Origin of the sequence: Staphylococcus sp. AS1337 (assembly GCF_051408735.1) — a bacterium.
Taxonomy (GTDB): Bacteria; Bacillota; Bacilli; order Staphylococcales; family Staphylococcaceae; genus Staphylococcus; species Staphylococcus xylosus_B.
Window position 1 is genome coordinate 70,430 of sequence record NZ_JBOIHZ010000007.1, and the last position, 12,238, is coordinate 82,667.

The 12,238-nt window shown below is 33.5% G+C and carries 14 protein-coding genes; 3 read left to right on the forward strand and 11 right to left on the reverse strand.

Annotation, left to right across the window (positions count from 1 at the left end; all coding sequences use genetic code 11):
- The first annotated feature begins 29 nt into the window (after positions 1 to 29).
- Complete coding sequence (gene moaC, locus ACSUE0_RS11320; protein ID WP_119613129.1) at positions 30 to 515, forward strand: cyclic pyranopterin monophosphate synthase MoaC; 486 nt, start codon at positions 30 to 32, stop codon at positions 513 to 515.
- Positions 516 to 721: 206 nt separating this feature from the next.
- On the opposite strand, the gene ACSUE0_RS11325 is transcribed toward moaC, so the two are convergent.
- Both ACSUE0_RS11325 and ACSUE0_RS11330 read right to left on the reverse strand, forming a co-directional pair.
- A complete protein-coding gene (locus ACSUE0_RS11325; RefSeq protein ID WP_026113504.1) occupies positions 722 to 1,222 on the reverse strand; it encodes a MogA/MoaB family molybdenum cofactor biosynthesis protein in 501 nt (166 codons plus the stop codon).
- A gap of 16 nt (positions 1,223 to 1,238) precedes the next feature.
- Positions 1,239 to 2,243 carry a ThiF family adenylyltransferase gene (locus tag ACSUE0_RS11330; protein ID WP_436957414.1) on the reverse strand — a complete coding sequence of 335 codons (1,005 nt, stop codon included), beginning with the start codon at positions 2,241 to 2,243 and terminating at the stop codon, positions 1,239 to 1,241.
- Positions 2,244 to 2,474: 231 nt separating this feature from the next.
- Here ACSUE0_RS11330 and cudC point away from each other — a divergent pair, with 231 nt between their 5' ends.
- Positions 2,475 to 3,032: a choline uptake/conversion transcriptional regulator CudC gene (gene cudC / locus ACSUE0_RS11335; RefSeq protein WP_119613127.1), complete on the forward strand. Its 558-nt coding sequence runs from the start codon at positions 2,475 to 2,477 to the stop codon at positions 3,030 to 3,032.
- Positions 3,033 to 3,067: 35 nt separating this feature from the next.
- Here cudC and ACSUE0_RS11340 read toward each other — a convergent pair whose 3' ends face one another.
- From ACSUE0_RS11340 to ACSUE0_RS11380, 9 genes are all read right to left on the reverse strand, one after another.
- Positions 3,068 to 3,547, reverse strand: coding sequence for a metal-dependent hydrolase (locus ACSUE0_RS11340; protein WP_436957417.1), 480 nt, complete (start codon positions 3,545 to 3,547; stop codon positions 3,068 to 3,070).
- The gene (locus ACSUE0_RS11345) at positions 3,544 to 3,897 is read right to left on the reverse strand and encodes a hypothetical protein (protein ID WP_436957419.1); all 354 of its coding nucleotides are present in this window, start codon (positions 3,895 to 3,897) and stop codon (positions 3,544 to 3,546) included. Before ACSUE0_RS11345 ends, ACSUE0_RS11340 begins: the two co-directional genes overlap by 4 nt.
- A gap of 245 nt (positions 3,898 to 4,142) precedes the next feature.
- Positions 4,143 to 4,748 (reverse strand): ATP-binding cassette domain-containing protein, encoded by a 606-nt coding sequence (locus ACSUE0_RS11350; RefSeq protein ID WP_119613125.1) that lies wholly within the window; start codon positions 4,746 to 4,748, stop codon positions 4,143 to 4,145.
- Positions 4,749 to 5,420: a molybdate ABC transporter permease subunit gene (modB, locus tag ACSUE0_RS11355; protein WP_436957421.1), complete on the reverse strand. Its 672-nt coding sequence runs from the start codon at positions 5,418 to 5,420 to the stop codon at positions 4,749 to 4,751.
- 12 nt (positions 5,421 to 5,432) lie between these two features.
- Positions 5,433 to 6,218 carry a molybdate ABC transporter substrate-binding protein gene (gene modA, locus ACSUE0_RS11360; RefSeq protein WP_436957473.1) on the reverse strand — a complete coding sequence of 262 codons (786 nt, stop codon included), beginning with the start codon at positions 6,216 to 6,218 and terminating at the stop codon, positions 5,433 to 5,435.
- Positions 6,219 to 6,419: 201 nt separating this feature from the next.
- A complete protein-coding gene (gene galT / locus ACSUE0_RS11365) occupies positions 6,420 to 7,910 on the reverse strand; it encodes a UDP-glucose--hexose-1-phosphate uridylyltransferase (RefSeq protein WP_436957423.1) in 1,491 nt (496 codons plus the stop codon).
- A gap of 3 nt (positions 7,911 to 7,913) precedes the next feature.
- A complete protein-coding gene (galE, locus tag ACSUE0_RS11370; protein ID WP_119613122.1) occupies positions 7,914 to 8,915 on the reverse strand; it encodes a UDP-glucose 4-epimerase GalE in 1,002 nt (333 codons plus the stop codon).
- 32 nt (positions 8,916 to 8,947) lie between these two features.
- Positions 8,948 to 10,108 (reverse strand): galactokinase, encoded by a 1,161-nt coding sequence (locus tag ACSUE0_RS11375; protein ID WP_436957425.1) that lies wholly within the window; start codon positions 10,106 to 10,108, stop codon positions 8,948 to 8,950.
- A 123-nt stretch (positions 10,109 to 10,231) separates the two neighbouring features.
- Positions 10,232 to 11,236, reverse strand: coding sequence for a LacI family DNA-binding transcriptional regulator (locus tag ACSUE0_RS11380; protein WP_436957427.1), 1,005 nt, complete (start codon positions 11,234 to 11,236; stop codon positions 10,232 to 10,234).
- Positions 11,237 to 11,427: 191 nt separating this feature from the next.
- On the opposite strand from ACSUE0_RS11380, the gene fdhD reads away from it, so the two are divergent.
- Positions 11,428 to 12,231, forward strand: a complete 804-nt coding sequence (gene fdhD / locus ACSUE0_RS11385; RefSeq protein WP_436957429.1) for a formate dehydrogenase accessory sulfurtransferase FdhD — start codon at positions 11,428 to 11,430, stop codon at positions 12,229 to 12,231.
- Positions 12,232 to 12,238 lie beyond the last annotated feature (7 nt).

Sequence of the window (12,238 nt, forward strand, 5' to 3'; positions counted from 1 at the left end):
ATACTAGGAAACGATTAGGAGGGATAACTTTGTCTGAATTCACACATATCAATGAACAAGGTAACGCTAAAATGGTTGATGTCTCAGAAAAAAACATTACCAAACGCACAGCCATTGCGCATTCAAGTATTACAGTTAATCAAGCAATTTATCAGCAAATTGTCGATAATACAAATAAAAAAGGCAATGTACTCAATACTGCACAAATCGCAGGTATCATGGCAGCTAAAAATACTGCTGATATTATTCCTATGTGTCATCCACTACCTCTTACTGGGATTGATATTTCATTTAACTGGAAAGAAAATGAAACATCATTTACTTTAAATATCCAAGCGAGCGTTTCAACAACTGGAAAAACTGGTGTCGAGATGGAAGCACTTACCGCAGCATCTGCAGTTGCGTTAACTGTATATGACATGACGAAAGCTTTAGATAAAAGTATGATTATTGGTGAAACATATTTGCTATCTAAAACTGGTGGTAAATCCGGTGATTTCCAACGACCGAATTAATATCTGGTTATACATGCTTGATAGACACCTGCAAAACTATATTACATATCACAATATGACTTAGGTATTATATGACCTTAAATTCAATATCGTGTTTGGTAATAAATGCCACTATGTATCACAATTATTTTGACTATTGAGTCAAACTTTTGGGAGAGTGATGACGAAATCAATTGAAATTTTTTGATTTTTATCTCTCTCCTATTTTATTTTGTTATTTCTTGAACTAAATGATTTAATTCAGGTTTGATTAGTTTGTTCAATGCTAACTTAACTGCACCAGTAGAACCAGGCACACTAAAAATTAACTGTTTACCAACTGTGCCTGCGATCGCCCTTGATAATAATGCACGACTCCCAACATCTTCAGTATAACTAAGATACCTAAACAACTCTCCAAATCCTTCAATTTCTTTTGTGATAAGAGAGGACACTGCTTCTATTGTCACATCTCTTTGTGCAATACCCGTGCCACCCGTAGTGATAATAACGTCAATTTCTTCGGTTGACCATTGCTTTAACTGAGTTTGTATTGCAGTTATATCATCTTTTACAATACAGTAATGATTATCAGCAATATGAACGTTCAATTCAGAAAGAAGAGATATTGCCAATTGGCCACCTTTATCTGTATCGTAGTTTCTTGTGTCAGATACAGTTAATATTGCACAATTAATATCTTTATCTAACTTTACATTTGTATGCATCATTATTAATTCTCCTTTATCCAAAAAGTTGATTCATTAGTGTAATAGCTATATCAGGCTTGGTCATACCATGTATCAGCATTCTCCCATTTTTGAAACTTACCATGCGATACCCTTTGTATTTAAATTGAAGCAGATAGTCATTTCGTTTAAATGGAATTTCATATTCTGTTAAAAATGCTTCTAATATTTCCTGGGAAATGTTAGGGTTTTCATACTGTACCGTATCTCTTCCACATAAACTGACAAATTGCCGCTTTGTTTCGTTTAAATATGGATATGTAGGTGATTCCCCACATGTTGGACAATGTAGTCGCTGTAATTTACTATAACCAAACGTAAAATGTGTTCCGTCCCATAAGTCTCCGTATGTTACTTTGGTGCTAATATCTTGCTGAGTTAATACTTTTAACGCATCTCTCATCTGTAAACTTGTAGTCATACTTACAGCTGGTTGAATGACACCAACTGTATCACAAGTTCTATTAATAACAGGTAATTGTGGCATCAAACAATTAAAGCACGGTGTTAAACCTGGAATAAACGCGGTTTCTATATATGTGCTTTCTACAACACCACCATATATCCAAGGAATCCTTTGCTGAAACGCAAAATCGTTAATCATTTGGCGCGTTTCAAAATTATCTGTCGCATCTAATATAAGCTGTACATTTTTACATTGTTCATCCAAAAACTGTCGATCAACATGTGCAATATGACAACTTAAATTTAAATCTTGGCGAATCGCCATTAAATGTCGTTCAGCTGCTACGACTTTAGGTAATGCTTCATTTGCATCAGTTTCCGTATATAAAGTTTGTCTTTGTAAATTACTGAACTCAATATAATCTCTATCTACAATTGTAAGTTCACCTAACCCAGCACGAACTAAACTTTCAGCAAGATGCGTCCCTAAAGCACCCATCCCAATAATCACGACATGCGCGTTTATAATTTTATCTTGGCCTTTAGAACCAATGTGCTTAAATAACGTTTGTCTCGAATAGCGATCTTTAGTCACAAGCATTACCCTTTCTATACATCATTGTTACTATTATAAATCTTGGGTCACAATGTAACAATGTTTTGATATTAATATTATAAAAAGTAGTGTTTTCCCTATGTTAAATATTTGTGATTAAAATATATTTCTATATTGAAATCATATTCAATACGATATATATTAATTAATCATGCCCCTTGCTTAAATGTTCATGGTACAATTAGTTGAATATTATTCGGAGGTGAATCAATGGCACGTTCAAAAGATTATGAACAACTATTAACTCAAGCTAAAGACATCGTTATTAATTCTATAGGTGAGACTATGGATCTTTACGGTGTAAACCGTAGCGTCGGCAATTTGTATGGAACAATGGTATTCGAACAAAAAAGCATGACACTAGATGAAATGCGCTCCGAATTACAAATGAGTAAACCAAGTATGAGTGCAGGAGTTAAAAAACTTCAAGAATTTGACGGCGTTAAACAACAATTTACGCGTGGCAGTAGAAAACAGCATTTTGTTGCTGAAAAAGATTTCTTTACTTTCTTTGGTAATTTTTTCTCACAAAAATGGAACAGAGAGATTAAATTAAATTTAGAGGCAATTCAACGAGCAGAAAAATTATTGGACCCCATTATTCATTCAGAAAGTGCATCTGAGGAAGTCATCGAAGAAGCTAAAGAAATGTCAAAGCAATTAGATCATTCTAAAGTATATTATGCTTGGTTATCTACATTATCTGAATCACTTAATAGTGGAGAAATTTTTGAACATTTCCCTATTCCAAATACCCATAACGAGTAAAAGGCATAAAGTTCCAATTGGAACTTTATGCCTTTTTATGTCTGTATTATTAAACCATCATAAGCGATGGTCGCATTCAGCCCAGACTGCTTTAGTTGTTGTTCTAACTTCATTACTTGCATTTCATTTAAACTTTCTGTTGCTTCTATGTGTGTAAAATAAGTATGTTTTGCATTAATTTCGTAAGCAAGTTCTACACTTTCATCAAATCGTACTTCTCCTAGTTCATCAAGCATCCCCACTTCATGTATACGTTCATGAGTTACAGGGTTAGCTTCATTACTACCAAAAGGTAAAATTACCAAATCAACTTCTTTTACTGTTTCTATAGGTGTATAATTTTTTATCTCATCCGGAATAATCAAAATACGTTGCGCATTAGATGTAATATAAAATCCAAATGCAAACTCCTCTGCTAATTGAATCCACTCGATTGACACATTATTTATCTTTATTCGCGAGTCGTTTTCTATAATTTCTTTTTCAATAACACCGAGTTCGCTCAGGTAATTCAAATGATCCCAATGGCCAAAATACTTTTAAAATCAGCCACTTGTTGTTTCGTAATATAAATTTTAGACTTTTTAGATTGCGGTATTTTATTAATAAAATCATAATTGAGTGTTTCCCAAATTCTAAGACCCATTGTATGATCTGGATGCCAATGTGAATATATACCATATTTTATATCATGTATTTGAGAGCGCCGTAATTGATAAAAAATATCTTCTGATGTATCAATCAACAATTGTAAGTCGTAAATGTAAATAGCAGGTCCAGTTCGCTGAATCGTATCTATATGTTGAGAAACTGACTTATATAGTGAAGGTACCCCACCAGCAGTTCCCAAAAACTCTATTCTCATGTATACACCGCCTTCAAAAATACATAAAATTATTTAAATTACATTTATCATACATGATGAAGTATTTAATTTCTTCATTTTTCTTCACACAATATATAAAGAACTTGAGCTACTAAATTGCTTCTTTGACATCATCGATTACTACATAAAGATAAAAGGCTGTATAACAAAAACAGTCTGAGACATTAAAGCCCCTAACTGTTTAATTTTTCAATATTTTGTATAAATGCAACACAGCGTTAATCTCATTTGATATTTATAACTTCATGCGCTAGGTTAGTAGCTTCGTAATTGGAATGTGTTACAAATATAATAGGTATTTGCCATTGTTCAAATATACGTTTAACAAGCTCTATGCTTTCTGTTTTAGTTCCATCATCTAAGCTTGAAAATGGCTCATCTAATAAAATCAAATCTGGCCTTGTGCTTAGCGCTCTTGCCAATGCCACACGCTGTGCTTCGCCGCCTGAAAGTCGCAAGGGGTATTGATCCTTTAAATGCTCTATATTTAATTGCTGTAAAAGCCTGTCTATATGTTGAGAAGGTTTTGTCATAAAAGTTATATTGTGATAAACATCCATATTAGGAAATAATTGATAATCTTGAAATAAATAGCCAATATTTCGTTTTTGTATTTTCACGTCTATATCTTCCTTTGTATCACAAATAACATGACCATTGAGTTGGATAAAGGCAGTATTGGGTTTTCTTAAACCAGCTATCATGTTTAATAATGTCGTTTTACCAATTCCAGACGGGCCTTTAATAGCATAAATTTTAGGCTCATTGTCTTCAATGTAGATTTTTAATTGTTGATTTTTTAATAGATGATTTAAATGTATTTTCAACAATTAGTCCACCTCCCGAAAACGATCTTTATTTAATATATTTATAGTTCCAATCACAGTGATTGCAAATGCTACTAACACAATCACCCATAACCAAGCTTGATTTTCTTTACCTTGTTCTACTAAGAAATAAATTTCTAATGGTAAGGTGTTCGTTTTATTTGGAATATAACCAGCAACCATGAGCGTTGCCCCAAATTCACCAATCGCACGTGCAAAGCTCATCATAATACCTGAAAGTATTGGTCTTTTCGATAGAGGAAAAATTAGTTTAAAAAATATTTTATTCTCACTGGCCCCCATTGTTCTAGCTGTATTTAACATTTTATGATCAATGCTACGAAAACCTTGTACGGTATGTTGATACATCAGTGGAAAACTTACAATTACTGATGCTATAACTGCGCCAGTCAAAGTGAAAACTACTGGTATATTTAATATATCTTTAAAAAATGCACCTACATAACTTTGTGGTGAAAATACAATCAATAAAATAAAACCCATTACGGTTGGTGGTAAGACAATTGGTAAGACAATGACACTTTCCAAGATTTTAGCAATGATACCATGGCGTTTATATAACCATTTTGATATTAAAATCCCCAACAAAGTAACAATAATAGTACTAATTAGAGCTACTTTAAGCGATATCCAAAATGGCGTCATATCTTGCATTACTAAAACCTCCTATGCTTCAAATTTATATTCTTTTAAAATAGCTTTCGCTTTATCTGTTTTTAAGAAATCTATCCATTCTTTAGCAGATTTATCGTCTGTAATCGTAGCAGATTTATAAACAATTGGGTTATTTAAATTTGCTGTATTAATCGCTTTAACTTTGCTATTACCATTTTGTTGACTTTGATATAAGTCAGTCTGATAAACGTATCCTAATTGTGCATTACCTTTTTCAACATAATTTAATACTTGGCGTACATCTTTTGCATATACTAGATTAGATTTTACACCTTCAAACAAGTCATTACTTTTGAGATATTGTTCAGCGTATTTACCAGCTGGCACTGATTTGGTTTCGCCGATAGCTAATTTATCACCATCTTTAATATCTTTTACAGATTTATAATCACTATCTTTATCAGCGATAAGCATCAACTTGTTTTTGGCATATTCGTATGTATTTTGTGCTTGATTTTTATCTACAAGTGCATCTACATCTTTTTCATTTGCTGACATAAAAACATCAACAGGAGCTCCTTTTTCTATTTGCTGTCTTAAAGCGCCCGAACCTCCATAATTAAAGGCAACATCTACGTTGTTATGTTGTTCCTTAAACGCTTTTTCTAAATCTTTTGTTGCATCTGTAAGACTTGCTGCTGCAGCAACGTGTAATACTTGCTTTTGGTTTTCTTCTTTTTTCGTCTTAGCATTTTCATTACCTTTATTCTCATTAGAACACCCAGTCAAAATGAATGTCAGAACAATAAATGTAATAAGTATGTATTTAGATTTAATTTTCAATAAAATCACTCCTTCACTTTATTATATGCTTGCATATAATAAAATAAAAGTAAGAAAATAGGAGCATGAGAGATAGCTATCAAATTTCATCATTTGATAGCCTCACCAAACTCCTAATTAATAAAAAAGTAGATAAAGTTTCATAGAAGCTACTTTATCTACCTTATTCATGTCACAATTGATAATTTATTTTAATCATAAAATGTCTATAAAGCGTTTAAACGCTGCTCGACCAATCTCAGTATTTTTAAAGACACCTGCATCTTCTAATACGCGTTTGAATTTGTAACCTACTTCTTTTTCAACAATATCATCTACATTGTTAGTATCGATATCATAAGTTTGTTTCATGTCATCGGCCCATTGTTGATGAATACCTATATCAACATGCACTGCACCTAATAAATATGATTTCACTTGTTTTAATTCTTTCTTTAAACGGCCAGGCAATATTGCCATTCCCATTACTTCGATTAATCCAATATTTTCTTTTTTGATGTGTTGCACATCTTTGTGTGGGTGAAAAATACCATCTGGAAACTCCGCAGAAGTCTGATTATCTCTCAGTACAATATCCAATTCATACAATCCATTTCTATACCTGGCAATAGGTGTAATCGTATGGTGTCTCTCTCCATCTTTGCTATAAGCCTTAATGTCTACACTATTATCAGAATATTGATTCCACTGTACCATAACATGTGTTGCCGCTTGGATTAGCTCATCACTATTTTCACTTTTTAATCGAATCACACTCATCGGCCAATTTAAAGTACTTGCTTCTACTATTGGGAAACTTGTTATAATAAATTTTTCAATTTCTGCTGCATTATCCATCGGGAATATATGTTGCCCTGTTTGATAGTGGTTATGTGATAATATAGAACCGCCTACAAGCGGAATATCCGCATTAGATCCTATAAAATAATGTGGGAATTGTTTTATAAAATCAATTAAATTAACAAAGGTTTGCTTGTTAATCTCCATCGGAACATGTTTTTCAGAAAACACTATACTATGTTCTAAGAAATAAGCATATGGAGAATATTGAAACCCCCATGGTTGACTATCTAAATTTAAACGTATCACACGATGGTTAGTACGTGCTGCTTGCGTAACAGACCCCTGAAAACCTTCATTTTCAATGCATAAAGCACATTTTGGATACTCAGTAGCCGGCGCAGCTTTAGCTTTTGCAATTTGCTTTGCATCTTTTTCAGGTTTGGATAAATTAATGGTGATTTCTATATCACCATATTCAGTGCCTACTTCATAATTAATATTATTAGCTATCGCGTCTTCTTTCACATAATGATTACGTTTAGCGATTTCATAAAAATATTTTGTCGCTGTTTCCGGTGATTGTTCATAAGCTTCTCTAAACTTTCTATTAATAACAGACGGTCTTGGCGTGATTATGTCTAAAAGTTGTGCTTCAACAATTTCTTTATTGTATAACGCATCTTCAATGCAATTTTCATTTGTAGCTTCATTAATCCAATATTGTGTTATATCATTTGCTGTAGCATTTTTAGGTAAAGGTGATTCTAACGTCTCAGTTATCCCTCGTGCATTTAAAATACGCAATATTTGATTTTGAATATAGATGCTATCTTCTTGTTCATAATCGCCAAATGAAATTGCTTGTGCAATAAATTGTTGCACTAATTGTTGGTTTAATAACATGCGTTATCCCTCCATACTTTGATGATAACCATCAGGATGCTGATGATGCCATTGCCATGCTGAATCAATGATTTCATGAATATTATCATGTTGTGGTTTCCAACCCAAGACAGATTGTGCCTTGTCACTTGCCGCAATTAATTTACTTGGATCACCTGCTCTTCTTGGGCCAACTTCAGCCTTAATCGATTCTTTCGTTACTTTACGTGCAGCTTCTAAAATTTCAAAAACAGAATAACCATGATTACTACCTAAATTAAACGCACCCGATGCTCCCCCATTTTGTAAATACTGATAAGCTAAAATATGTGCATCAATTAAATCTACAACATGTAAATAATCGCGTATACAAGAACCATCTTCAGTATCATAATCGTCACCAAAAATAGTTAAAGCATCACGTTGTCCTAACGCTACTTGTAATACAATAGGAATTAAATGCGTTTCAGGACGATGATCTTCACCTATCCATCCACCTTGTTTGGCGCCAGCAACATTAAAGTAACGCAGTGCAGCATAGTTTATATCATAAGCACCATGGCTCCAATGCATCATTTTCTCCATCATTAATTTACTTTCACCATACGGGCTCGTTGGTGTTTTAGAATCTTCTTCAGTTATTGGAACTGTTTCAGGCTCTCCATATACCGCTGCCGTTGACGAGAATATAATATGTTTTACTTGGTGCTCATACATTACCTCTAATAGTACTTGTAAGCCATATACATTATTATTGAAATAAGCTAATGGTTTTTCTACAGATTCTCCAACTAACGAGTATGCACAAAAATGAAAAACACCTTCAATTTGTTCATTTGTAAAAACACGGTCTAAAAATGCTTTGTCGCGAATATCACCTTCATAGAAACTTGCATCTTGATGTACTGCCTCTCTATGTCCCGTTCCTAAATTATCTACAACTACAACTTTGTAACCTTTCTCAATCAATTGATCTACGGCATGGCTGCCTATATAACCTGCCCCACCCAACACTAAAACAGACATATAAAAACCTTCCTTCATTTATTTTGTATCACTTATAAAGATGTTACGCCACCGCTAATACCTACGTGGTAAAAAGAAGGTGTATAACCAATTTTTTCTAAATACATTTGGGAAACTTCATGTTCTAATCGCTCGATACTATCTTTATGCACTAAGGCAATCGCACAACCTGCAAACCCGGCACCTGTCATTCTTGCACCCAATACACCATTAACTTGTTGAGCCGTTTCAGCTAATGTATCCAATTCAATTCCTGTAACTTCATAATCATCTTTCAATGAAGCATGCGACATATTAAGTAGTTTGCCAAACTGGTCAAAATCATTTTCAGCAAGTACTTTACGCGCAAGTTTTGTACGTTCATTTTCTGATACAGCATGTTTAGCTCTACGACGTGATACTTCATCTTTAATAAGATGCATATTTTGGTCAAATTCAGCTAATGTCAGTTCACATAGTGCTTCTATATTCAATTCTTCTTTTAAGTCAGCAAGTGCAGATTCACATTCTGCTCTGCGCTCATTATATTTACTTTCAGTCAATGAACGACGTTTATTCGTATTCATTATAGAAATCACATAATCTCCAAATTTGGCTGGAACGTATTCAAAATCCAATGTCGCAGTATCAAGTAATACTGCATGATTTGCTTTCCCCATACCAATAATAAATTGATCCATAATGCCTGAATTTACACCCATAAATTTATTTTCGACAACTTGACCTATTTTAATAAGCTGCAGATGTTCTAATTCTAAATCAAATAAATCTTTTAATAACCAACCTGTAAGTATTTCGATTGAAGCAGACGACGACAAACTGGCTCCATTTGGAATGTTACCTTCTACTAAAATATTAAATCCGTGGTCAATTTTATCGAATGTTTCAGTTAAATATTTTACGACGCCTTTGGGATAGTTTGCCCAGTCATCATCTTGGTTAAATACTAAATCATCCAAAGTAAAAGTGATAATACCTTTTCCTTCAAAATTGTTAGAGTAAAGTTGAATTTTACGGTCGTCTCTTTTAGTTGCTAATCCATAAGTTCCTAATTCTATTGCCGCTGGAAAAACATATCCCCCATTATAATCAGTATGTTCCCCAATTAAATTGATTCTTCCAGGGGCAAAAGCGCTAACTTCAGCTGCTACACCAAATAACGTTTCAAACTTTTCGTGCATTGCCTGTAACATAAGATTCCCACTCCTTTTTATCTACATTAAATGCAAAGTGATTAATTCTTTTCTTCTTTTATTAGTAAACACAAACAAAGTTTACTTGTTTACTAAAAGTTTTGTCAACGTAATATACTTCACTCAGACTTTAAAAGTATTACGAGACTTCAATGGCGCTTCTACTACTATATGAATAGCAAGCTTTCTTGTTTGATTAATACGTTCTTCTGCCATCCTTACTGCCGTTCTACCAAATTCATCTACAGGAATATGTACACTACTAATAGAAGGTACAGCATATTGAATAACTTCTAAATCATTAAAACTGATTAACTTTACGCTTTCAGGTATTTCAATTTTATTCTCTTGAATTTGCTGTAAAACGCCTATTGCAACCATGTCATTTCCCGCAACAAAAACTTGTGGTAGCTCCTGTTTGTTCTCTATAAATGTTTTAACCGCCATCTCACCGTGTTCTTTTTTCCATCCATTAAGCAATGCTGTCGTTTCTAATTGATGTCTTTCACACCAAGCTTTATAAGCTTTATACCTTACATCAGTTGCATTTGAAGTTGGGGTGCCATCTAAATCTCTTATTGTATGATACCCACCTATATATGCTATGCGTGTTAAACCTAACCCCTTTATCTTATCTAGCAAGTGAGTCATAGAGTAATGAAGATCTGAATATACTGCATCTATAGATTTAGGTACATGGGGATTATTAATAACTACCATATTAGGATTATACGATTGGAGTTTGTGTAGAGCATCAATAGAAAAATTACCTATAACTATTATTGCGCCTGACTTTTCTATCGTATTTAACTCATTATTATTTTGGTTACCATCTATACGTATTGTTCGCTTTAACGATAGGTTTAAACGTTTAACTTCCGCTTCAATTGCCAATCGAATTTCTCTGTAATAAGGATCTGACATTTCTTTAGCTCTTGATGCATAAGTAATGATTTGAATACTTTTATTTTTTCTTGCTGACTTAAGATATTGTTTCTCTTTCGCAATTTGATGGATACGCTCTCTAGTATTTTTCGATACCGAAAGAGTTGGGTCATTATTCAATACTCTGGATACAGTTCCTGGGCTAACTTCTGCTAAATGTGCAATATCTCGTATACTAACCATGTCAAATTCACCTCTTTAGTTTGTTTACCCTAAGTTTACTTTCATTAGGTTCGTAAATCAATCTTGACTATTCCTAATTTTGATTTAAGCACTACATCGATGTATGCCAATTTACATGAGTAAAACCGAATTATTTTTTTATAATTAAAAATGCGCTAAAATATAAAGTGAATACGAAAAGAGGTGTACGAATGAATGAAGACGTTTTAACCAACCAACCAATCGTACGATACGAAAATGGTGAACTTATTAATAAAACCGATCACTATGTAACCGAATTCCCATTAACAATTATGGTTAATGGAGAAGAATTTGCTACTGTAATCTGTAGCCCAAACCATATGGAGGAACTTGTGCTTGGTTTTCTAGCGTCTGAAGGGGCTATTCTAAAAAGTGACGACTTAAAATCAGTGCAAATAGATGATAGTAAAGGCTTTGCTCACGTTGAATTAACAAGACCATTAGGGGAACGTTTTGAATATTCAACTAAACGGATGATTGCATCATGTTGTGGTAAGAGTAGAGAATTTTATTTTCAAAATGATGCTGCTGTAGCAAAAACTTCTATGTCAAAAATTGTTATTAGCCCAAAACAAATTCTAAACATGATGACGCGTTTACAAAGTGCAAGTGCCGTTTTCAAACAAACTGGTGGTCTTCATAATGCAGCTATTAGTGACGGAGAGGCTTTCTTCGAACATCGTCAAGATATCGGCCGTCATAATGCGCTAGATAAACTTTATGGTTATTGTATCCAAAGACACATTCCTGTGCGAAATAAAGTACTAATTTTCAGTGGTCGTATTTCCTCTGAAATACTAATTAAAGCCGCTAAAATAGGCGTAGGTGTTATACTTTCGAAATCTGCCCCGACCACATTAGCTGTTACACTGGCTGAAGACTTAAATATTACTGCAGTCGGATTTATTAGAGATGGAAATTTCAATATATATAGCCGCCCTGAACGTGTACAATTAGAGCATATAAATAAATAATCCACTA

Excerpts from the sequence above, each read along its gene's own strand:
- ACSUE0_RS11325 (WP_026113504.1), bottom strand. The coding sequence starts at position 1,222 with ATGCATACAAATGTAAAGTTAGATAAAGATATTAATTGTGCAATATTA.
- cudC (WP_119613127.1), top strand. The coding sequence starts at position 2,475 with ATGGCACGTTCAAAAGATTATGAACAACTATTAACTCAAGCTAAAGAC.
- ACSUE0_RS11345 (WP_436957419.1), bottom strand. The coding sequence starts at position 3,897 with ATGAGAATAGAGTTTTTGGGAACTGCTGGTGGGGTACCTTCACTATAT.
- modB (WP_436957421.1), bottom strand. The coding sequence starts at position 5,420 with ATGCAAGATATGACGCCATTTTGGATATCGCTTAAAGTAGCTCTAATT.
- galT (WP_436957423.1), bottom strand. The coding sequence starts at position 7,910 with ATGTTATTAAACCAACAATTAGTGCAACAATTTATTGCACAAGCAATT.
- galE (WP_119613122.1), bottom strand. The coding sequence starts at position 8,915 with ATGTCTGTTTTAGTGTTGGGTGGGGCAGGTTATATAGGCAGCCATGCC.
- ACSUE0_RS11375 (WP_436957425.1), bottom strand. The coding sequence starts at position 10,108 with ATGTTACAGGCAATGCACGAAAAGTTTGAAACGTTATTTGGTGTAGCA.
- ACSUE0_RS11380 (WP_436957427.1), bottom strand. The coding sequence starts at position 11,236 with ATGGTTAGTATACGAGATATTGCACATTTAGCAGAAGTTAGCCCAGGA.
- fdhD (WP_436957429.1), top strand. The coding sequence starts at position 11,428 with ATGAATGAAGACGTTTTAACCAACCAACCAATCGTACGATACGAAAAT.